Source organism: Candidatus Pelagibacter sp., from assembly GCF_052049995.1.
Lineage (GTDB): Bacteria > Pseudomonadota > Alphaproteobacteria > Pelagibacterales > Pelagibacteraceae > Pelagibacter.
This window is the reverse complement of sequence record NZ_JBNGYX010000009.1, coordinates 1-20,685: the sequence shown is the minus strand read 5'-3', so window position 1 is coordinate 20,685 and position 20,685 is coordinate 1. Positions and strand designations below refer to the sequence as shown.

Sequence of the window (20,685 nt, the reverse complement as noted above, 5' to 3'; positions counted from 1 at the left end):
TTAAAAAAAGTAATGAATTTATAAATATTATTGATGGTATAATGAAGTAATAAAAATTTTCTCTTGATAAACAAGCAAGACATAGAAGAAAACTACTTAAAAATATTTTATTTAAATTCTTTTCATCAAATATATAAATACTTAAAGTCAGAAAAAAAAAAGCAGTATAATTTGGCCAAGGATATTCGGGTATTGGATGGTTAAAAAGAATAAGCAATGTTGTTAATAAATAACCTGTATAATTGCTTAATTTTTTTGATTTCAAGGATAGAAAAAAAATACCTAAACAATAAAAACTGGTTGTAGCTATATAAATTCCTATAATGTCATAATTAAATATTCTTAAAAATACAGAATTTATGATTGGATTTAAAAGACCGTATTGAATAAAAATTTCTTCATACGGAATCCTACCATTTAAAATATCCAAAGCATTTAATAAAATAGATCCATGATGACCGCTATCGAATATATGTGTTAAAGTTTCGAGAGAAAAATAAAAAGAAATGAATAAAAAAAAAATTGGAATAAGTAAAATTAAATAATCATAATTATTAATTTTTTTCACAAATTATTTATTTTCAGCTTCTTTTTTAGCTTCTTCTATTAAAGGTAACCATTTGCTATAAATAGAAACTAATATCTTTTTATAAAATTCTCTTTTTTCAGGAGTGAAATCTTCAGTTAAATTTAACAGTTCTTTATTTAATTTTTTCGAAATTTTTTTGTCTGCAAATACATTTGAAAGTTGCTTCTCAATAATTGGTTCTAATGATTTAACTGTAACAATTATACCTAAAATTATTAATATAAAGATAAATGCAGCTTTTTTGTAGAAGTCCATTATAATTTATAACACTATTAAAAATATTTACCAATAAAATGAAATTTTTTAATTCCAATAAAAATTTTCTTTTGAATTTATGTCGAAGGTTTTGTTAATCATATATTTGGCAACAACTGTTGAGTTAAAATATTTTAAATATTTTAATTTACCGTTTCTGGCTATTAATTTTCTAGTTTTATCATCTTTTTTAAATTTGTGTATTTTTTCAATTAAGTCATATTGATTCTTATATGTTACTATTTCTTTATTTGTAAAAAAATCTGAGTAATTTGTTTTTTCATCTATAAATGTTAACAGGCCATTTCCCATTAGTTGAGCTATCCTATCACTGCTATAATATTTTACAGGTTTGCCTCTACTTAAATTTAAACCCATTTTACATTTTGAAATTTCATTTAAAAAGTCTTGACCCCATATAGGCTGCACATTGTTTATACCAAAGAAATTAAATTTTATTTTATTATCGTTAATAAGTTTTTTTAAAAAAATTTCTCTATTGTCGATTTTACCTTTCTTTAGTGTCCCTCTATGAACACCATGGCTCATTGCGAAAAATAAGTCATAATCACATTTATTTTTATAGTTATGTAAAATTTCAAATGATACATCAGCAGGATTAGGGATAAAATAACTATTACTCAATTTAAAATCTATCGTCTCTGGACTTGTTGTAACAAAACTTGCATCAATTAAGTTAGATTTATTTAATAATCTTTTTTTGTTATTGCTATAATCAGGACCCTTTCTTGTAATTGGATCTAAAAACCATTGTAAAATTTTAATATTTTTATTTTTTGCTTTTAAATAATCTATTGTTTCGCTTGATACACTATCAGCATGTCCAAGAACTACTAAATCAGGAAAAAAATTATTATAATTATTAATTATTTTATCTCTTAAGACTTTAGAGGATTTAGGGTCAAATAAAGAACGATTTGAAGAAATAATATCTCTATCACTTATATTCAATACATTGTGACCTAATCTTACAAAACCATTATTAAATCGTTTACCAGTATTATAATGTAATCTTCCATCAAATCGCTCGTTAAAGTTTGTGATGTGCATTATTTTTAAATTTGTAAAATTTTTTTTTATTAAATTAAAATTTGTTGGGAATAAATTTTTTCTAGCAAAATCTATTTTTTTTGATGTATTTTCGTTTGTTAATCTAAAATCTTTATAAGAACTTCTTTGCATTTCAGTTCTTAATTTTTTATTATTGATCAACAATTCTAACTTATTATATAATTCTAAAACTGTTAATTTTTTAAGAATTAGAGCATGTTTTGAGGTTTCACCTAGGCCTCCTGTATCAGATCTAATTATAGCACATCCCCGACTTGAAGCTTCAAGACTTGCTCTTCCAAATGGCTCGTTCCATTTTGATGGAATAACCGAAATACTTACTTCTTTTAATTTTTTTAAAATATAATCATTATCTTTATAACCAAGGTTTAAAAATCTATCATGTTTAAAAAATAATTTTTGTCTAGGTTCATCACCTATAACTATAGCTTTCCAATCTTTATAGCGATTTAATATTTTAAGAACAGCTTTACCAAATATATCATAGCCTTTTGACTCATTTAATTTTCCAATAAATGAAATAAATTTTTTTTTTGATTTAAAATTAATATCTGTTTTAGATGTTGACTGAGCTATGACAGAAAGTTTGTTCGAATCATAACTCTTTGGTAGACCGTCTAAAAATTGACCCTTAGTCCATTCACTGTTAAAAACTATAAGATCACATTTCTTAAAAAGATTAATTCTTTCACCTTCAGAGGATGAACCTTGCATATTTAGTGGGTCGTTATGAAAATATAATATTTTTTTAAAATTATGTTTTGCATTTAATAAATCAACATAATGTGGTCTGTTATGTATTTCGAGAATATCTATTTTTTTTTTTTCTATTTCCTTAAGAAAAAAGTTTAGATAATTTTTAGATGAACTCTGAAAAATTTTTTTTTTAAAGTTTAAATTTTTATAATTTTCAGAAAGTGGTTTGCTATCTGTTGATCCATATATATAAATATCCTTTTTATATCTACTTAATCTGTAAGTACTATTAACAAATATTGATACAGCTCCAGCATATTTTTTTGAAAAATTTTCCTTATATGGAAGTAATATTGCAATCTTCATTAAAATTTAATTTTAATTTATTTAAAAAATTATTTTTAATTAATTATCTTTTTTTTTTATCATTTTTAAGTTTATACTCATTTTTTAAAGCTAATGATTTAGTTTTAAAATTTTTTTTATATATTAAGGTCCATTTTTTTCCCTTAGTAAATTTAGCACCTTTTGAGGTATTATGAAGCAATAGTCTTTTTTTAATATTATTTGTATAACCTACGTATGTTAATGGTGTTTTTGCTTGTTTTGATAATAGAACATATACACAATAACTCATATTTGGCGGTCCCTAGGGGAATCGAACCCCTCTTTCGAGGATGAAAACCACGTGTCCTAACCGATAGACGAAGGGACCGAATTGCTGCTTTTTATTGTAAAATCAATCATTAATCAAGCATATCATTGCAATTTTTGTTTTAGTTTTATTACTTTTTTAAAACCTGATGATTTATGAGTCACTAATGTCTCTGAAACGAAATCATTACCCTGTATTTCAATACCCTTTACCAAATCGCCAGAAGTAATTCCTGTCGCACAAAAAATAGAATCACCTTTGACAATTTCATTTAATTGATATTTTTTTGTTAAATCGTTTATTCCCATTTTTTTTGCTCTTGCTTTGTCATCATCAGTTTCAAATATAAATCTTCCTTGAAAATTACAATCAAAAGCGTCCAAAGCAGCTGCGGCAAGAACACCTTCGGGACCACCCCCAATACCTAAAAAAATATCAACATTATATTTTTCTTCAGTAATCAGTAAAGCTCCAGATACATCACCATCTGAAATTAATTTTAGATTAACTTTTAATTTTTTTAACTCATCTATAATTTCTTTATGTCTTGGTCTGTCCAAAATACATGCAGTTAAATTTTCTGGCTTTTTATTTAAATAATCGCTTAAATTAAAAATATTTTGCTTTACTGTAAAATCTAAATCAATAACGTTTTTTTCATTAACTTTGGCAGAAATTTTTTCCATATAAGTTTCAGGAGCTTTAAATAAATTATTTTTGTTAGTAATTGCAATTACAGATAATGCACCCGGTAAATTGTTAGCAGCGAAATTTGTACCTTCTAAAGGGTCTACAGCTATATCAAATTCTGGTCCTTTATTTGTTCCTAGTTTTTCTCCAATATACAACATAGGTGCCTCATCTAACTCACCCTCACCTATTACTATCTCTCCTTTTATTTCTAAATTATTTAAATTAGATCGCATAGAGTCTACAGCTGCTTTATCTGCTGAAATTTTATCTTTTTTTCCAACCAAGTATGAAGATTCTAAGGCTGCTTGAGATGTAATATTAACAAACTTATCAATAAATTTTTTATCAATAGACATTAAGCTTTTTCATCTATTAAGTCTTCTTGCTCAATTTTAGACTCGAATTCCCTTAAACGTTTATATACGCTTGCGAGTTCTATAATTGTTGGCCATGCTTTCAGTATATATTGCATTGACCCTTCAACTCTTCCAAAAGCTCTTATAATTTGCTGCATTACTCCAAGTGTTACTGCACCAGCCACTATAGCAGGAGCTAAAAAAACATATGCTGATAACACGTTTGCCTGCAGGTAGGCTATTCTTCCAATATTAAAATATAAATATCTAATATAACTTAAAAAATGAATACTTCTTACTCCTTCAAATAATTCTTCTATAGTTTTAGGTCTTACAGTTCCGTCATCTTCTGCAATTACAAGTATTTTTCTATATGCAGCCTCTTTTTTTTGTAGATCATATTCCACACCAACAAGCCTTAGAATTAAACCAAGTAAAATTAAAAATACTGTTCCTCCAACTGACCAAATTAAAGCACCTACAATTAATCCATAATCCCAATCACCAAAAAAAAATATTGGTATACCGATACCTAGTCCAAATAAAATAGGCATAAACTCAACAAGTATCATTAAAGCTTCTATTAAGCTTGTACCAAGAGACTCCATTATTCTTGAGAATTTAATAGTATCTTCTTGTACTCTTTGTGCAGCCCCTTCTATTTTTCGTGCTTTATCATAAACACTATGATACCACTCTACCATAGCTGTTCTCCATCTAAATAAATAATGTGAAGTAAAAAAACTAACAACAACTGCCACTCCAACATACATTGCAGCCAGTGTTATAAACGATAATAAACTAGACCAGTATTCTTCTATAGTAATTGAATTTGGTGCTCCAAGAGCTTTTTGGATCATATCATAAAATTCACCAAACCATTCGTTTATTTTCACATCTATTTTAACTTGAATCCAAAGTGATGAAAGAATTATAGCCGAACCAAACCAAGACCAGAGGTACCAATTTTTTTGGGTGAAAAATCTAAACATTAGCTATTTTAAAAAATTATCTGCGTAGGATTTTTTTACAGTTTTTCTTTTTCTTGGTTCAATTAGCTCAAAATCAATCTTCTTTTTTTTTGCATAATTAACTGCTAGTTCTTTGGAAGAAAATTCTAATTTTAACTCAGTATAAGTATCTGATGAACTTTCCCAACCCATTAGAGGATTTTTTGTTGGATCTTTAGTTTTAAATTCTAAAATCCATTTATCATTTTTTGCTAATCCAGATTGCATTGGATTTTTATTTGGAATGTAAATAATAGCTTTTTTCATAAATGATGGTCGGAGTGGCAGGATTCGAACCTGCGACCCTCTGGTCCCAAACCAGATGCGCTACCAGGCTGCGCTACACTCCGATCCGAGTACTAATACAGCAGTTATTGATAATTTCAATGTATAAAGAAGCCAAAATTAAAAGAAATTTAGATAAAATCTGATATATAACGAAGCATGATAATTACTTGTCCAAATTGTAACAAGAAATTCATGATTGACAATTCCATGATACCTGATGAAGGAAGAGATTTGCAATGTGGGTCATGTAATCATCTTTGGTTTTATAAAATCGAACAAAAGAATAATCAAATATTAGAGTTAAAACAAGAAATCATCAATGAAAGCATTAAAACAAAAGTTGAAAATAAAGAGAAGCAAATAGAAGAGAGAAAACAACCAGAAGAAATAATTAAAAATGAAATAAATAATAAAAAGAGAGAAAAAAATGTAGAAAAACAAAAAAATAAAACGACATTTAAAAAAACAGAAGTTAAGGGGAGTAAGTTTTTTTCTTATTTAATAGTATTTATTATATCTTTTGTAGCATTAATTATCTTGCTCGATACTCTAAAAACCCCTCTAATTCATGTGTTTCCTGGAATAGAAATTATATTATTTAACCTTTTTGAAACATTGCAAGATATAAAACTATTCATTATAGACCTGACTTAATTTTTTTATGATTAATTATATATCTAAACCTTTTAAATGGTTCTTTAAGTTAGAAGCTGCGAGTGGTCTTGTACTATTGTTTGCTGCAATAATTGCATTATTTATCAGTAATTCTGGTCTGGCAGATTTATATTTTGCTACTCTAAATAAATATTTATTCATAGGAATTAATAATTTTGGGTTAAAGTTATCAGTATTACATTGGATCAATGATGCTTTAATGGCAATTTTCTTTTTCTTTGTCACTTTAGAAATTAAAAGAGAATTTTTACAAGGTGAGCTTTCCAATATTAAACAAGCTTTATTACCTATAATTGGTGCTGTGGGAGGAATGTTGGTACCTGCATTATTTTATGTTTTTATAAATTTTGGTGATAGCGAAACTTTAAATGGATGGGCAATACCCTCCGCGACCGATATTGCTTTTTCTTTAGGAGTTTTATCTTTGTTGGGTAAAAGAGTTCCTTTGTCATTAAAAGTATTTTTAACAGCATTGGCTATAATTGATGATTTAGGAGCAATAGTAATCATCGCCCTATTCTACTCTGGAGATTTAAGCATTAAGTATTTAACTTTAATGTTATTAGCTTTCATATTTTTGTTATTAATTAACAAATTTAACATTAAAAAGTTTCTACCTTATTTGATTGTAGGACTGTTCCTCTGGGATTTTACGCATAACTCAGGAATACACGCTACTATTGCTGGTGTATTGCTAGCTATGACAATTCCTCACAGAAAAAAAGAAAAAGATTTTTCTTTATTAATAAAAATTGAACATGCGATTAGTCCATATGTTGCATTCGGAATAATGCCTTTATTTGCGTTCGCAAATGCCGGTGTATCTTTAGAAGGTTTATCTTTTGCTTCGTTACTTGATAAAGTTCCCCTTGGTATAGTATTAGGATTATTCCTTGGTAAACAACTTGGTGTTTTTGTATTCTCTTATGTATCTATAAAATTGAAAATAGCTCAAATGCCAAACGATACAAGTTGGTACAATTTTTATGGTGTAGGAGTTCTTACTGGAATTGGTTTCACAATGAGTTTATTTGTTGGAAATTTAGCTTTTGTTGAAAACATGCAATACATGGATGGTGTAAAAATCGGGGTATTAACTGGATCCTTGTTATCAACTTTATTTGGTTATTTTTTAATATTACTTACACCAAATAAACCTAATAAATGAGAAAAGTAATATTTCTATTTTCTATAATTATGTTTTTTTTTAAAACGTCAGCAACAGCAAACTATGAAAAAAAAATTTATGATTTTAGTATAGAGAGTATAACTGGTGAAACAATTAATTTAGAAGATTACAAAAACAAAGTTATTTTAATTGTAAATACAGCTAGCTACTGTGGATTTACAAAACAATATGATGAATTACAAGAATTGTGGGATTTATATAAAGAGAAAGGTTTGATTGTTCTTGGTGTTCCATCTAATTCTTTTAATCAAGAAAAAAATAACAATGAAGATATTAAAGAATTTTGTGAAGTAAATTTTAATATTAACTTTCCTATGACAACATTAACGGAAGTTAAAGGTAAAAATGCTCATGAACTTTTCAAATGGGCAAAAGAAAATCACGGTAAATCGGCAGAACCAAAATGGAACTTTCATAAAATCTTGATTAATAAAGAAGGTAAAGTTCAAGACACTTTTGCATCATTTGCAAAACCAATGTCCAATAAAATAATTAAAGCTATAGAAAATATCTTATAAGTTTATTGTTAATCCATCATGTGCAGGAGTAACATTTTTAGGAATCATTTTTTTTAGCACTTTATAATCTAAAACAGGTGATAAATTAGTAAGAACGGCTTTTTTGGCTTTGAATTTTTTAATTACGGCAAGTGAAGTTTCTAAATTAAAATGTGATGGATGATAATTGTACCATAAGCAATCAATAATTAAATATTCAAGATTTTTAAAATATTTATGATCTTTGTTATAAATTTTACTTACATCACTTATATAAGCTAATTTTTTATTAATTATAAAGCAATTTGATTTTACTTTACCATGCTCAACCATTATTGATTGAATACCAATTTTTTTATTATTATTTTTTGTAAATATTTTTTTTGGTAGTTTATTAAGTTTTAGTGTTGCAGGATATTCTTTTGAATAGCTTTTAAATATATAAGAAAATGTAGAATTTAGATATTTAGAAGTATGTTTATCTGCGTAAACATCAAGCTGTTTTTTGCTATTTATATAAAAAGATCTCAAATCATTTATTCCATGAGTTTGATCACCATGCATATGAGAATATAATACTTTATTAATTTTATTTATTTTATGTCTTAAAAGTTGTTGTCGTAGGTCGGGAGATGTATCTATAAGAATATTTTCATCCGTGGTTTTTATTAAAGCTGAACATCTTGTTCTATAATTTTTTTTATTATTAGGATCACAATTTCCAAAGAAACCATCTGGTCTTGGTACACCCATTGAACTACCACAGCCTAAAATAATAAATTTCATTAATTTCAATTAAAAAATAGTTTATTAAAGTTTTCTGTAGTTTTTTTTATAAGATCTTCTTTGGATATATTTTTAATTTCAGCTAATTTTGCAGCAGTAAAATCAATAAATGACGGTTCATTTTTTTTTCCTCTTTTAGGAACGGGTGCTAAAAAAGGACTATCAGTCTCAATTAAGATATTATCCATTGGAATAGATCTGAATGTATCTTGTAAATCTAATGAGTTTTTAAAAGTAATGATACCGCTTGCTGAAAAGAATGAATTTAAAGTCATTAGTTTTTCTGAGAATTCTTTAGACCCAGTAAAACAATGCATCAAAATTTTAAGGTTTTCATTTTTATATTGATTTAAAATCTCAAAAGTTTCTTTTTCTGCGTCTCTTGAATGAACAATTAATGGAATATTAGTTTTTATGGATGCATCTATATGCTCTTCAAAACTTGCTATCTGCTTGTTTTTTTCACTATTATTATAATAAAAATCTAACCCAGTTTCTCCAATTCCAATAATTTTTGAGTTTTCTTTGAGACTATCAATGATCTGTTTTGAAGTGATAATATCTGTGGAGCTTTCATGAGGATGAATTCCAATAGTACCATAGATCATCTCATCCTTATTAATTAATTCTTTTACTCTAGAAAAACTTTCAAACGAAGTTGAGATAGTAAGTAATTTTTCTATACCAACTTCTTTTGATCTTTGTATTACATTGGCTAAATCACTTAATAATGGTTCATGATCTAGATGACAGTGTGAATCAATCATTGATTTTCTCTATTTTTTTAAAAAGTATGTCTATTTTATTAATATTATTACCTTTTGTTAAATACTCATTATTAGAAACTGAATCTAATTTTATATTTTTTTCTTCAATGTTAAAAATCTTCAATGCCTTTAATGAAGATTCGGGAATAATTGGATACAGTAAAAAACTTATTTTTCTTACAATCTCTAAAGTAGTGTAAACGATGGTATTTAATCTAATTATATCGTCTTTCTTTTTCCATGGTTCTTGATCATTAAAATATTTGTTAGCTTCAAAAAGTGAATTTACAATATAATCAATGTAAAAATTAATATTTTGATTGTCAATTTGTAACCTAATATTATCTAAATTATCTTTATACTTATTTAGTATTAATAAATCCTCATCATGAAATTTAACTTCTATTGGAATTTTTCCATCGCAATTTTTTATTGCAAAAGCAGTTACACGCTGACACAAATTTCCATAGTTGTTAGCTAGATCACTATTAATACAATCTTCTAGTCTTTCTTGAGATATATTTCCATCATTCCCAAAAGAGACTTCTTTAATTAAGTAGTATCGTAAAGGATCTAGACCGTACTCTTTAATTATTTCAAGCGGATCTAGAATATTTCCTTTAGATTTAGACATTTTTTCTTCCCCAGATAATATCCATCCATGACCATAAACTCTCTTTGGTAAATCAATTTTTGCTGCTAATAAAAAAGCAGGCCAATATATAGCATGAAATCTAAGTATATCTTTCCCAATTAGGTGTATTGAGGCTGGCCAAAATTTTTTAAATAAATCATCAGTTGTATCAGGATAATTTAATGAACTTAAATAATTCGTTAGTGCATCGAGCCAAACATATATCACGTGGTTTTTATTATTTGGAACAGGTATGCCCCATGAAAAACTTTTTCTACTTACAGAAAGATCTTTAAGACCATTTTTAACAAAACTAATAACTTCGTTTTTTCTAGATTCTGGATATATAAAATCAGGATTAGCTTCATAATAATCTAATAAAGGTTTTTCCCACTTTGAAAGTCTAAAAAAGTAGGATTCTTCTTCAATCCATTCAACGGGAGATTTTGATGATATAGCAATTTTTTTTCCATCTACTTCCTCAATTTCTTCATTGTTATAAAAAGCTTCATCTGATACAGAATACCATCCAGAATAATTTGATAAGTATATATCATCGTTTTTCTCAAGTTCATTCCAAAGATGTTGAACTGTTTTTTTATGTCTAGCCTCAGTGGTTCTAATAAAATCAGTATTAGATAAATTCAAAGTATCTGAAAGTTCTCTAAAGGTTTGACTAATTTGATCACAAAAAATTTGAGGCTCCTTCCCTACTTTTTCTGCAGATCTTTGAATTTTTAAACCATGTTCGTCTGTACCTGTAAGAAAATGAACTTGATAATCATCAATTATTTTAAATCGCGCAAAAAAATCTGCAATAATACTTGAATATGCATGACCCATATGAGGCTTAGCTGATGGGTAGTAAATAGGTGTGGTAATATAAAAAGTTTTATCCATTTAGTATTTTATCCTCAAATTCCATAAATAACGGTTCCTCATCTAAATTATAAATTTTAGTGTTATTAATTTTTTCTAAAAAATAATGGTATGACTTAAGTAAACTAATATTTTCACTAGATATATTATTTCTAAAATAAAGTTCAATAAAAGAATAGATAATTTCAATAATTGATTTATCTTTTTTATAATACTTATTTTTAATTACAGTTGTTAGTGTTGTCGTTAAATCAAAATTCACAAGGTCTAAGTCATATTCTTCAGATAACTTAATTAATTTAAATAATTTTCCAGGAGTTGAATAATAATCAAATAACTTATTATTGATAATAGTATTTATGTCATCGTTTAGTAATTGATTAACAATTCTAATGGACTGATCATTAGTTAAAAAAACTTTGAAATTTAAACATCTGGATTTTAGAGTTGGTATCACTCTTTTATTATTATTAATTAAAATAAAATTTATATTTTCATTAGGTTCTTCCAAAATTTTTAAAAAGGCGTTAATAGAGTTTAAGTTTAACAATTCAATATTATCAATTAAAACAAATCTTTTTTTTTTATTAAATGAAGATTTGTTTAGTTTTATTATCAATTCCCTAATTTGATTTATATCAATATTTTTCTTGTCTTCCAGGACATCAATTAGATGGAAGTTTGGGTTAGATTTATTTTGTATAAGCTTAAATGATTTATTATCAGAATTAATTATATTATTTTCATAGTCATAAGGGTGCTCTTCATTTTCTGACAATACAAAATTAATTAAATGATATGCTAATGTTGATTTTCCAATACCTTTTTCACCAGATAAAAGAATTTTATTTGGCAAATTATCATTTTTATATAATTTATATAATTGATTGAAAATTTCTTTGTGCTCAAATAAATTTATTTGAGTTGAAGGATTTAAATTCATTTAATTAATTTTTTTATTTGATTTAAAATTAAATCTTCATTTTTTTTGATATCCAAATTTGAATCAATTATTTTGTACAATTTTTTGTTAGATTTAGCTAATTTTAAAAAACCTTTTTGAACTTTATTATAAAAATTTATATCAAATTGGTCATATCGATTTAGAGATTTTCTTTTTTTTAATCTTTGAAAAAGATTTTTTTTGTTTACTATATTGAGAAAAGTGAAGCTTATTTTTATTTTTTTTAATAAAAATCTATTTATAATATTTATAATTTTTAAATCAACACCCATACCATAGTGCTGATATGCGATAGTTGAGTCCGTGAATCTATCAATTAAAATAATTTTTTTTTTATAAGATTTTTTTATAAGATTTATATTTTCACTACGTGCTGCTAAATACAAAAGTAAATCAGTATGAATATTAAAATTAGATTTTTTATTTAAAATTAATCTTCTTATTTTTTCTGAGTTAAGACTGCCGCCGGGTTCTCTTATCTTAATATAATTAATTTTCTTTTTATCTAAGTATTTAGATACTTTATTTATATGATGACTTTTGCCACTACCCTCTATACCCTCAAAAACAATAATGGGTTTTTTAGACATCACCCCAAATTAAAAAATTTATTGATTTTATTAATCTTGTAAAAAAATTAACTTTTTTAATTTCTTTTGATGAAAGTAAATCATACTCACCAACAAGTTCTTGATCGTAAACAACTCTTAAAGTAGCTATTTTTTGATCTTTTTTAATTGGTGCTTCGACTGGTCCATCATACTTAACAGCAACTTTTAAAAGTTTTTTTTTCGCTTTTTTGATTGTTTTATAAATATCTTCCTTCGTGTATGCTTTCACACTATTCTCTTTCCCTAACCAAACATCAATTTTATGTAATGGTTTATGAGCTTTAGCTATTTCAACTAGATCATAGTTGGTAAGACCAAATGTAAGTAATTTTGTACTTTCTCTAGATCTAGCATTTTTTGAATTAAAACCACTTCCTACAGCAATCAATCTTCTGCCATTTCTATCTATTGATGATGCTAAAGAATATTTTTCAACAGCTAAATAACCAGTTTTTATTCCATCTGCTCCAAGATTTTTATAAAGCAAAGGATTTCTATTTCCTTGTGTTATTGGATCACCCCCTGTTCTGTCCCACGTAAATTCTTTTTCAGCAAACATTTTGTAAAATTCAGGGTGTTCTTTAATTAAATATCTAGACATTTTTAAAATATCTCTAACTGTTGAGTAATTGTCGGGGTCATTTATTCCTGATGAATTAGAAAAGTTTGTATTATCCATGCCTAATTCTTTTGCTTTAGCTGTCATTAAAATAGCAAATTCCTCTTCTGTTCCTGCTATACCTTCCGCTAATGCAATACATGCATCATTTCCAGAAGCAACTATAATGCCTCTTAATAAATCTTCTACAGATACCTGATCACCCACCATTATAAACATCGATGAATATCCAGATGTAGATAATCTCCAAGCTCTTTCTGATATTATAAACTTTTCATCTAAACTAAGATCGCCTGATTTTATAAGATCAAAAGCAATAATTGCTGTCATTATTTTTGTCATAGAAGCTGGATAAATTGAAATATCTGGCTCTTTTTCATAGAGAATCTCTCCTGAATGATAATCTTGTAATATTGCTGTTCTTGCTTTTACGTCAAAATTAGCTTTTGAAGCATTTGCTAACGAAAAACTAAATAAAATTACAATTAATAATTTCCTAAACATCTTTTAATATCTCTATATTTTCAAAATTTAATACTTTTATTTCATTAAATGATTTTTCTAGTTTTTTTATATCATTAAATGGACCCAATAATACCCTATATTTAGTTTTAGATAATTTCTTAATTACTGATTTTTTAATATTTGTCTCGTCTTTTATTCTTTCAACCATATTTTCAGCCGAGTCTCTATAATAAAAGTCTGCAATTTTTATTGAATATAAAAATTTTTGTTTTTTTATTTTGACTTTTTTATCTTTTTCTTTACCCAGATCATCTATGGTAATTCCATCAACAGGAGCTTTTTCAGCTACACTTTTCTCCTCATCAAAAGTCTTTGCTTTTTTAGCTATAAATGTTGAATTTTTTGAAATTAAAACAAGATCAATATAAGGTTCTTTCGGATCAAGTGATAGTTCCTCAGCAATTCGTTGCGTAATCACAGAGTTGTAAAAAGAGGAAAATTTAACATTATTAGAGATTACTTCGGCTATAATTGACTTATCATTAACAGGATTAGTAATTTTAACAAATGATTTTTTTTTAATTTTATTATGGAAAATTAAAAGAGATCTATTATCTATTTTTTTTGATATTTTTTTTTCTTTTTTTAATTCATCATCATAAATTAAAGCAAATCCAGTATTACTATATTTTTGATCACTAATATAGACCAAGTTTTTATTATTTTGATCAAATTGATTACATGCAGATAAAAAAAGAATAGAAATAATTAATATTAGTTTTTTAAAGTTCATTTTTAAATTTATCTTTTAAAGTACAAACGGCTAAAGCAAATCGCAATGACCTATTCCATTTTAATATTATCTCATAGTTATCAAACACTATATAAGCTGGATTTAAAGTTTCGGCATCAGGTATGATATCTTTATCTGGAGTTATAATGGCTACCTTTAAAGCATTGTACTTGATATCTATTTGGTCATTATTTTTGATATATTTTCGAAAGTATTTTAACTTTTTTTTATCATGAAGTTTTTTTGCAGAAATATTTAAATACCTACTTGGTACGTTTTCTGATAAATCAATTCTATAAAAACAAGGGTTCTCACTTTTCCAGCCTATTTGATTTAAATAGTTTGATGCTGACGCATAAGCATCATTATTATTTTTTAAATCTATATAACCGTTTCCATCATGGTCAATTGCATAGTTTTTCATTGTTGATGGCATAAATTGAAAAAAACCAAAAGCACCTGCCCAAGATCCATATAAGGTTTTATAATCTATTTGTTCATTTTCTATTAATCGCAAAAGTATTAATAATTCATTTGTAAAAAATTCTGATCTTCTTTTATCAAAACTTAAAGTTGCCAAAGATGATAGAATATCCATTTTACCGACATACGTTCCAAAATTAGTTTCTATTCCCATTAAGGCTAAAAGTAACTCTCTCTCTATATTAAATTCGTTTTCAACAGTATTAATTAATGTTAAATTTTTTTTATAGAATTTTTTACCTAACGAGACTTTTTTTGAAGATGTTCTTTTTGAAATATAAGTTATAGTATCCTCATAAAATTCAGGTTGATACCTGTCATATTTTATTACATCTGATAAAAATTTAGTATCAGTCATAACCCTATCAAACGTTTTTTCTGAAATGTTATTTTCTAAAGCTATTTTTTTAAAATTTAATTTCCAATTTTCAAATTCTTTGTTGATATCAGCAAATGAGAGATTAATAGAAATAAAAATGAAAAATAAAAAAAAATTAATTAGTTTCATGTAAATCCTTCAAATATATAATTACAGCAATCCAAATAAAAATAAAACTAACTAATTTTGTTATTGAAAAAGGCTCATTGTAATAAAAATACCCTAATAAAAACTGTAAAGTAGGCGTTATATAAAAAATCATCCCAGTCGGTCCTAAGCCGCAAAGCTCAACTCCTCTAACATATAAAAATAAAGGTATGACTGTCATAGGTCCAGCAAGGTAAATAAATAACATCATCGGTGGATTAGATAATTGAAAATCATTGTATCCTTTACTTGCTATCAAATAAAAAGCAAACATTGCGAATGGTAATATAAATAAACTCTCTATAAGAAGGCCTACATCAGTATCAACATTAATTTTTTTTCTAAATAGATTGTAAAACCCCCAACTTAAAGCAACTATTAAACCAACCCAAGGTAATGATTTAATACTTACTATTATAAGGAAAAAAATTGATAGAATAACTAACAGTATTGAAAATACTCTTTTTTTATTAAGTTTCTCCTTAAAAAAGATGTAACCAAGCATTACACTTAAAATAGGCATTATAAAATAACCAAAACTTGCATCTATAATTCTATTTGTTGCTATGGCATATATCCAAACACCCCAATTTATAAAAATTAAAAAACCTGAGATAAATAAATAAAATAAATTTGACTTATTTTTTATAATTTTAAAAAAAACACTCCATTTAGAGAAAAAAAAAGTAGTCAGAATTAAAGTAAACGCTGTCCATAAACATCTATGTACTACTAATTCTATATGCCCAATATAAGCAATATATTTAAAATAAATTACACCAAAAAATCCCCACCAAAAAGATCCAAACCCAGCAAGTAATAAGCCTTTGTTAAATTCTTTATTCATAGGAACTCATGATGCTTGTAATTAATAAGTTTATTAGACTATTTTATGGTTGAATTAAATAATTATAATTATAAAACCTTGCTCACGGAGAGATGGCTGAGTGGTTGAAAGCACCGGTCTTGAAAACCGGCAAAGGGGCAACTCTTTCCTGGGTTCGAATCCCAGTCTCTCCGCCATCATTTTTGTGCATAGTTAAAATTTTTATATAAATAATTGATATTATTATTTTCAAATTCAAAATCAGTTTTAAAACCATTGTAAAAATTATACAAATTAGTGTCATCAATATTTAGCAGTTTTTCTAAATCAAGAAGATCTTTTTCATTTAAATTATTTATATATTTTTTTGTAAATGCGCCCAAAAGATTATCCATTTCTTTTGTGCCTCTATAATTAGATCGGTAAATAATTTTTTTTTTTAATTCATCTATATTGATCATAATAATTAGAATATATTAGTTGTTAATGAATAATAATACAAATTATGAATATTTATTGTCAGATCTAAGTTCTTTAAAAGGTGTAGGAACTAAGACAAAAAATTTATTAAAGAAAAAAAATATTAATAATTTATTTGATTTGCTATGGAAACTTCCAAAATCTTATACAGATAGAAGCATATCATCAAAAATAAAAGATTTAAAAATTGGTGAAATACAAACAGTAACTATAATTCCACAAAAGTATAACTTCCCACGAGTAAGAAAATTACCTAATAGAGTTTTATGTACAGATGAGACAGGCGAAATAGATTGTATTTTTTTTAATAGTTATGAAGGATATATAAAAAAAATCCTTCCATTAGGAAAAGAAATTACTGTTAGTGGTAAAATAAGTCATTTTAGGAATAAGTACCAAATTACAAATCCAAAATATGTTTCTGAGGACTCTTCTCTAATTAAGCAAACTCATAATAAATACTCGTTAACTGAAGGTATTTCTGAAAAAATATATAATAAAATTTTAAATCAAATAATCAATAATTTGCCAGTTTTTAATGAATGGCACTCTAAAAATATTTTATCTAAATTTAATAATATAAGTTGGAATAGCTCTATTAAAGAACTGCACAAACCAGAAAATATTGGAAATTATAAATCAAATTTCTATCAAAGACTTGCTTTTGATGAAATATTTTCAACATTTCTTGTTAATTCTGAAATAAGAAAAAAAATAAGAAAAATAAAAAAAAAAAATAAAGTTATTAATTTAAATAAACAAAATTGTATAATTGATAAATTAGATTTTTCTCTTACCGATGATCAACAAAAATCACTTAACGAAATAAACAAAGACTTAAGTTCACCAAATAAAATGTTCAGACTTTTGCAAGGAGACGTTGGTAGTGGAAAAACAATAGTGTCTCTTTTAGCAGCAATAAATAGTATAAATTCTGGTTTCCAGGTAGCTTTTATGGCGCCTACGGAAATTCTAGCAAGACAACATTTTAATCTAGCAAAAAAATTATTTCCTAAAAATATAAATATAGCTCTTATTTCTGGAAAATCAGAATACAAGGTAAAAAAGGAAATACTTCAAAGATTAGAAAATAATAAAATTGATATTATTTTTGGTACACACGCTATTTTTCAAAAAAAAGTAATTTTCAAAAAATTAGGATTAATAATTATAGATGAGCAACATAAGTTTGGAGTGAATCAAAGAAAAAAATTGTCAGATAAAGGTGGATCAAATTGCGATGTATTATTAATGACAGCAACTCCTATACCTAGAACTCTAACAATGACAATTTATGGTGATATGGATATTTCAATAATTAGAGAAAAACCTAAAAACAGAAAACCAATTAAAACATATAGTAAATTAGAGGTTAAAATTGAAGATGTTTTAAAATTTATAAAAAAAGAAATTAAATTTGGAAATCAAATTTTTTGGGTTTGTCCATTAATTGAAGAATCAAAAAAATTGGATCACACATCAGCTGTAAAAAAGTATGAATATTTAGAAAGCAAGTTTCCAAATCAAGTTTGTTTGCTTCATGGAAAAACTGATGTAGATGAAAAAAATGAAATACTAAACAATTTTTTAAATAACAAGTTTAAGATTTTGGTTTCTACAACAATTATTGAAGTTGGGATAGATTTTCCAAATGCAAATACGATTATAATTGAAAATGCTAACAAATTTGGTTTATCTCAACTTCATCAATTAAGAGGTAGAGTTGGTCGTGGAGATAAAGATTCTACATGTATATTAATGTTTAAATCAAACCTAAGCGAAAACGCAAAAAAAAGAATAAAAATTTTAAAAGATACTAATGATGGTTTCTTAATATCTGAAGAAGATATGAAATTACGAGGGTTTGGGGATATTTTGGGATTTAAACAAAGTGGTATAAAAAATTTTAAGTTAGCAGATCCCATTCATAATAGTGATCTTTTCTTATTAGCTGAAAAGGAAATGAGAAGAATAGAAAAATCAAAAGAAGATATAAGTAAATTCAAACCTTTGATAAAATTGTACGATAGAGCTGATATAATTAATGATATTGCCTAAGATTTTTTAGTTGAAGTGCCTGCTGATACTATAAATTTAGAAGCCTCTTCGAAAGACATATTTAAATATATAACATCCTCAACTGGGAACATTAATAAAAAACCACTGGTTGGATTTGGTGTTGTTGGAACAAAAACATTAATTAAATTTTTTCCCGTTTTTTCTGCCATCTCTCCTTTATTTTCTTTAGTAGCGAATCCAACAGCCCAAACACCTTTTCTGGGATATTCAATTAATACAACACTCTTTTTACCATCATCTTTTTTTGAAAAAGTTTCCGTCATTTGAACAATTGCTGAATAAACTGTCCTTAAAAAAGGAATTCTTTTAAATAGATCATCAATTAATTTAAGGATTCTTCTACCAAAGAAAGAGAGTGATAAACCTCCAACAATTGTGATTAGCAAAATTGAAATTACAATTTCAACGCCTGGAATATTAAAAGGTAAGTAACTATTTGGATTAATATTTTTAGGTATTAAATTTGACGAAATACCTATTAAAACTTTGGTCAAATATAATGTAAAACCAATTGGTATTAAAACAACTACGCCTGTAATAAAATAGTTTCTTAAGGTTAATGAAAATGATTTTTTTCTACTTTTTTTGGTCATAAAATTAACTGTAACTTGCGTATATTACAAACAAGATCATAATAATAAATAGTACTATTAATATTTTATTATTAAGATTCATGATAAAGTATTAATATCAAATTTTATAATTATGAATAGAAGAAAATTTTTATCTTATGTTGGCTGTAGTTGTAGCTCACTTTTACTTACCTCATGCACAACAGCACCGATAACTGAAAGAAAACAATTGAAAATTGTTTCTGAAGCAAAGCTTAATGCTAGAGCTGCTGAAATTTATGAAAAAATCAAAGAAAAAGAAAAGTTAAGTGATGATGAAAAAACACTTAATGAAATTAAAGAGATTGGTAAAAGAATGGAAAATTCAATTTCAGAATATTTTTATAGAGCCGGATTAGAAGATCCTACACTTAATTTTGAATGGGAATACATTTTAATTGATAGAAAAAAAATTAGAAATGCCTGGTGTATGCCAGGAGGTAAAATTGCTGTTTATACAGGAATTTTGGAGGCAACACAAAATACAGATGGTTTAGCAGCTGTTATGGGTCATGAGATAGCTCATGCCGTTGCTAAACATTCAGTTGAAAGAGCAAGCAGAGCCGCTCTTGTTAATACCGGAACTCAATTAATAGATATTTTTAGTGGAGGAAAATTATCACAAGTAAATCGTACAACTGGAATGAACACAGTAGGTCTAATTACTCAATTAGGTATTTTCAATCCTTTTAATAGAAAACAAGAGAGCGAAGCTGATTATTTGGGGATGATATTTTCATCATTATCAGGATATGATATAAGAGAAACTATAAAAATTTGGGAGAGAATGAAAAATCTTAATAAAGGAAAAGAGCCACCAGAATTCTTAAGTACACATCCATCTTCATCGAACAGAATTAAGGTTATCAATGATAAAATTAATGATATTGTTCTTAAATATCCTCCAATAAAACAAGCTTAAATCATTTCAATTTAATATAACAAATACTTGCATATTGTTGATTAAATTCTGAATATAAGGATTTATTAACCTTTAATTCTTTTAAGTTACTTATAGGTTTTTTAACTTTATAATCATCTTTTTTAACGTTCTCTCCAAATACTTTAATTAATTTTTTAAATCTATTTTTTAAATTAAATTTTATCAAAGGTGGAAACTCAAAATATATTTCTGTTTTATTAATAAACTTTTTAAAAAGTTTATTT

At 26.1% G+C, this 20,685-nt stretch carries 24 protein-coding genes and 3 tRNA genes; 6 read left to right on the top strand and 21 right to left on the bottom strand.

The window, feature by feature from the left end:
* The 9 genes from ACTT9Y_RS06455 to ACTT9Y_RS06415 all read right to left on the bottom strand — a co-directional run.
* Positions 1 to 568 (bottom strand): hypothetical protein (locus ACTT9Y_RS06455; RefSeq protein WP_440933535.1); only part of this gene is annotated, 568 nt, incomplete at its 3' end.
* A 3-nt stretch (positions 569 to 571) separates the two neighbouring features.
* A complete protein-coding gene (locus ACTT9Y_RS06450) occupies positions 572 to 844 on the bottom strand; it encodes a hypothetical protein (protein ID WP_440933534.1) in 273 nt (90 codons plus the stop codon).
* Positions 845 to 892: 48 nt separating this feature from the next.
* The gene (locus ACTT9Y_RS06445) at positions 893 to 2,998 is read right to left on the bottom strand and encodes a glycosyltransferase (protein ID WP_440933533.1); all 2,106 of its coding nucleotides are present in this window, start codon (positions 2,996 to 2,998) and stop codon (positions 893 to 895) included.
* Between the two features lie 43 nt (positions 2,999 to 3,041).
* Positions 3,042 to 3,269, bottom strand: coding sequence for a GIY-YIG nuclease family protein (locus ACTT9Y_RS06440; RefSeq protein ID WP_440933532.1), 228 nt, complete (start codon positions 3,267 to 3,269; stop codon positions 3,042 to 3,044).
* Between the two features lie 3 nt (positions 3,270 to 3,272).
* Positions 3,273 to 3,347 (bottom strand) — tRNA-Glu (locus ACTT9Y_RS06435).
* Between the two features lie 44 nt (positions 3,348 to 3,391).
* Positions 3,392 to 4,336 carry a class II fructose-bisphosphatase gene (glpX, locus tag ACTT9Y_RS06430; RefSeq protein ID WP_440933531.1) on the bottom strand — a complete coding sequence of 315 codons (945 nt, stop codon included), beginning with the start codon at positions 4,334 to 4,336 and terminating at the stop codon, positions 3,392 to 3,394.
* Entirely contained in the window at positions 4,336 to 5,328 is a 993-nt protein-coding gene (locus tag ACTT9Y_RS06425; RefSeq protein ID WP_440933530.1) for a putative transporter, read from the bottom strand. The genes glpX and ACTT9Y_RS06425 overlap by 1 nt, the downstream gene beginning before the upstream one ends.
* Before the next feature lie 3 nt (positions 5,329 to 5,331).
* Complete coding sequence (locus tag ACTT9Y_RS06420) at positions 5,332 to 5,613, bottom strand: ETC complex I subunit (RefSeq protein WP_440933529.1); 282 nt, start codon at positions 5,611 to 5,613, stop codon at positions 5,332 to 5,334.
* Positions 5,614 to 5,619: 6 nt separating this feature from the next.
* Positions 5,620 to 5,696 (bottom strand) — tRNA-Pro (locus ACTT9Y_RS06415).
* A gap of 94 nt (positions 5,697 to 5,790) precedes the next feature.
* On the opposite strand from ACTT9Y_RS06415, the gene ACTT9Y_RS06410 reads away from it, so the two are divergent.
* From ACTT9Y_RS06410 to ACTT9Y_RS06400, 3 genes are read left to right on the top strand one after another with little or no spacing between them, the layout of a single operon-like run.
* Positions 5,791 to 6,288, top strand: a complete 498-nt coding sequence (locus ACTT9Y_RS06410) for a zinc-ribbon domain-containing protein (protein ID WP_440933528.1) — start codon at positions 5,791 to 5,793, stop codon at positions 6,286 to 6,288.
* 7 nt (positions 6,289 to 6,295) lie between these two features.
* Entirely contained in the window at positions 6,296 to 7,477 is a 1,182-nt protein-coding gene (gene nhaA, locus ACTT9Y_RS06405; protein ID WP_440933527.1) for a Na+/H+ antiporter NhaA, read from the top strand.
* Entirely contained in the window at positions 7,474 to 8,016 is a 543-nt protein-coding gene (locus ACTT9Y_RS06400; RefSeq protein ID WP_440933526.1) for a glutathione peroxidase, read from the top strand. Before nhaA ends, ACTT9Y_RS06400 begins: the two co-directional genes overlap by 4 nt.
* On the opposite strand, the gene ACTT9Y_RS06395 is transcribed toward ACTT9Y_RS06400, so the two are convergent.
* From ACTT9Y_RS06395 to rarD, 9 genes are read right to left on the bottom strand one after another with little or no spacing between them, the layout of a single operon-like run.
* Entirely contained in the window at positions 8,011 to 8,781 is a 771-nt protein-coding gene (locus ACTT9Y_RS06395; RefSeq protein ID WP_440933525.1) for an MBL fold metallo-hydrolase, read from the bottom strand. The genes ACTT9Y_RS06400 and ACTT9Y_RS06395 overlap by 6 nt on opposite strands.
* A 5-nt stretch (positions 8,782 to 8,786) precedes the next feature.
* Entirely contained in the window at positions 8,787 to 9,548 is a 762-nt protein-coding gene (locus ACTT9Y_RS06390; RefSeq protein ID WP_440933524.1) for a TatD family hydrolase, read from the bottom strand.
* Positions 9,541 to 11,082, bottom strand: a complete 1,542-nt coding sequence (gene metG / locus ACTT9Y_RS06385; protein WP_440933523.1) for a methionine--tRNA ligase — start codon at positions 11,080 to 11,082, stop codon at positions 9,541 to 9,543. The genes ACTT9Y_RS06390 and metG overlap by 8 nt, the downstream gene beginning before the upstream one ends.
* Positions 11,075 to 12,004, bottom strand: coding sequence for an AAA family ATPase (locus ACTT9Y_RS06380; protein ID WP_440933522.1), 930 nt, complete (start codon positions 12,002 to 12,004; stop codon positions 11,075 to 11,077). The genes metG and ACTT9Y_RS06380 overlap by 8 nt, the downstream gene beginning before the upstream one ends.
* Positions 12,001 to 12,615, bottom strand: coding sequence for a dTMP kinase (gene tmk, locus ACTT9Y_RS06375; RefSeq protein WP_440933521.1), 615 nt, complete (start codon positions 12,613 to 12,615; stop codon positions 12,001 to 12,003). The genes ACTT9Y_RS06380 and tmk overlap by 4 nt, the downstream gene beginning before the upstream one ends.
* Entirely contained in the window at positions 12,608 to 13,759 is a 1,152-nt protein-coding gene (locus ACTT9Y_RS06370; protein WP_440933520.1) for a D-alanyl-D-alanine carboxypeptidase family protein, read from the bottom strand. Before ACTT9Y_RS06370 ends, tmk begins: the two co-directional genes overlap by 8 nt.
* Positions 13,752 to 14,513: an SPOR domain-containing protein gene (locus ACTT9Y_RS06365; protein WP_440933519.1), complete on the bottom strand. Its 762-nt coding sequence runs from the start codon at positions 14,511 to 14,513 to the stop codon at positions 13,752 to 13,754. The genes ACTT9Y_RS06370 and ACTT9Y_RS06365 overlap by 8 nt, the downstream gene beginning before the upstream one ends.
* Entirely contained in the window at positions 14,503 to 15,504 is a 1,002-nt protein-coding gene (locus ACTT9Y_RS06360) for a lytic murein transglycosylase (RefSeq protein WP_440933518.1), read from the bottom strand. The genes ACTT9Y_RS06365 and ACTT9Y_RS06360 overlap by 11 nt, the downstream gene beginning before the upstream one ends.
* On the bottom strand, positions 15,491 to 16,369 hold the full coding sequence (gene rarD / locus ACTT9Y_RS06355) for an EamA family transporter RarD (RefSeq protein ID WP_440933517.1): 879 nt from the start codon (positions 16,367 to 16,369) through the stop codon (positions 15,491 to 15,493). The genes ACTT9Y_RS06360 and rarD overlap by 14 nt, the downstream gene beginning before the upstream one ends.
* 86 nt (positions 16,370 to 16,455) lie before the next feature.
* Here rarD and ACTT9Y_RS06350 point away from each other — a divergent pair.
* A tRNA-Ser gene (locus ACTT9Y_RS06350) sits at positions 16,456 to 16,545 on the top strand.
* Here ACTT9Y_RS06350 and ACTT9Y_RS06345 read toward each other — a convergent pair.
* On the bottom strand, positions 16,546 to 16,809 hold the full coding sequence (locus tag ACTT9Y_RS06345; protein ID WP_440933516.1) for a succinate dehydrogenase assembly factor 2: 264 nt from the start codon (positions 16,807 to 16,809) through the stop codon (positions 16,546 to 16,548).
* 25 nt (positions 16,810 to 16,834) lie between these two features.
* Between ACTT9Y_RS06345 and recG the strand changes: the two genes are divergently transcribed.
* Positions 16,835 to 18,886, top strand: a complete 2,052-nt coding sequence (gene recG, locus ACTT9Y_RS06340) for an ATP-dependent DNA helicase RecG (protein WP_440933515.1) — start codon at positions 16,835 to 16,837, stop codon at positions 18,884 to 18,886.
* Here recG and ACTT9Y_RS06335 read toward each other — a convergent pair.
* A complete protein-coding gene (locus ACTT9Y_RS06335) occupies positions 18,883 to 19,500 on the bottom strand; it encodes a DUF502 domain-containing protein (RefSeq protein ID WP_075485706.1) in 618 nt (205 codons plus the stop codon). The two genes, recG and ACTT9Y_RS06335, sit on opposite strands and share 4 nt — an antisense overlap.
* A 112-nt stretch (positions 19,501 to 19,612) precedes the next feature.
* Between ACTT9Y_RS06335 and ACTT9Y_RS06330 the strand changes: the two genes are divergently transcribed.
* Positions 19,613 to 20,440, top strand: a complete 828-nt coding sequence (locus tag ACTT9Y_RS06330; RefSeq protein ID WP_440933514.1) for a M48 family metallopeptidase — start codon at positions 19,613 to 19,615, stop codon at positions 20,438 to 20,440.
* A 1-nt stretch (position 20,441) separates the two neighbouring features.
* Here the strand turns inward: ACTT9Y_RS06330 and ACTT9Y_RS06325 are convergent.
* Positions 20,442 to 20,685, bottom strand: a 244-nt coding sequence (locus tag ACTT9Y_RS06325; protein WP_440933513.1) for a hypothetical protein, incomplete at its 5' end; no start/stop codon positions are given.

Coding starts and splice junctions, on each gene's coding strand:
- ACTT9Y_RS06450 (WP_440933534.1), bottom strand. CDS start 844: ATGGACTTCTACAAAAAAGCTGCATTTATCTTTATATTAATAATTTTA.
- ACTT9Y_RS06445 (WP_440933533.1), bottom strand. CDS start 2,998: ATGAAGATTGCAATATTACTTCCATATAAGGAAAATTTTTCAAAAAAA.
- ACTT9Y_RS06440 (WP_440933532.1), bottom strand. CDS start 3,269: ATGAGTTATTGTGTATATGTTCTATTATCAAAACAAGCAAAAACACCA.
- glpX (WP_440933531.1), bottom strand. CDS start 4,336: ATGTCTATTGATAAAAAATTTATTGATAAGTTTGTTAATATTACATCT.
- ACTT9Y_RS06425 (WP_440933530.1), bottom strand. CDS start 5,328: ATGTTTAGATTTTTCACCCAAAAAAATTGGTACCTCTGGTCTTGGTTT.
- ACTT9Y_RS06420 (WP_440933529.1), bottom strand. CDS start 5,613: ATGAAAAAAGCTATTATTTACATTCCAAATAAAAATCCAATGCAATCT.
- ACTT9Y_RS06410 (WP_440933528.1), top strand. CDS start 5,791: ATGATAATTACTTGTCCAAATTGTAACAAGAAATTCATGATTGACAAT.
- nhaA (WP_440933527.1), top strand. CDS start 6,296: ATGATTAATTATATATCTAAACCTTTTAAATGGTTCTTTAAGTTAGAA.
- ACTT9Y_RS06400 (WP_440933526.1), top strand. CDS start 7,474: ATGAGAAAAGTAATATTTCTATTTTCTATAATTATGTTTTTTTTTAAA.
- ACTT9Y_RS06395 (WP_440933525.1), bottom strand. CDS start 8,781: ATGAAATTTATTATTTTAGGCTGTGGTAGTTCAATGGGTGTACCAAGA.
- ACTT9Y_RS06390 (WP_440933524.1), bottom strand. CDS start 9,548: ATGATTGATTCACACTGTCATCTAGATCATGAACCATTATTAAGTGAT.
- metG (WP_440933523.1), bottom strand. CDS start 11,082: ATGGATAAAACTTTTTATATTACCACACCTATTTACTACCCATCAGCT.
- ACTT9Y_RS06380 (WP_440933522.1), bottom strand. CDS start 12,004: ATGAATTTAAATCCTTCAACTCAAATAAATTTATTTGAGCACAAAGAA.
- tmk (WP_440933521.1), bottom strand. CDS start 12,615: ATGTCTAAAAAACCCATTATTGTTTTTGAGGGTATAGAGGGTAGTGGC.
- ACTT9Y_RS06370 (WP_440933520.1), bottom strand. CDS start 13,759: ATGTTTAGGAAATTATTAATTGTAATTTTATTTAGTTTTTCGTTAGCA.
- ACTT9Y_RS06365 (WP_440933519.1), bottom strand. CDS start 14,513: ATGAACTTTAAAAAACTAATATTAATTATTTCTATTCTTTTTTTATCT.
- ACTT9Y_RS06360 (WP_440933518.1), bottom strand. CDS start 15,504: ATGAAACTAATTAATTTTTTTTTATTTTTCATTTTTATTTCTATTAAT.
- rarD (WP_440933517.1), bottom strand. CDS start 16,369: ATGAATAAAGAATTTAACAAAGGCTTATTACTTGCTGGGTTTGGATCT.
- ACTT9Y_RS06345 (WP_440933516.1), bottom strand. CDS start 16,809: ATGATCAATATAGATGAATTAAAAAAAAAAATTATTTACCGATCTAAT.
- recG (WP_440933515.1), top strand. CDS start 16,835: ATGAATAATAATACAAATTATGAATATTTATTGTCAGATCTAAGTTCT.
- ACTT9Y_RS06335 (WP_075485706.1), bottom strand. CDS start 19,500: ATGACCAAAAAAAGTAGAAAAAAATCATTTTCATTAACCTTAAGAAAC.
- ACTT9Y_RS06330 (WP_440933514.1), top strand. CDS start 19,613: ATGAATAGAAGAAAATTTTTATCTTATGTTGGCTGTAGTTGTAGCTCA.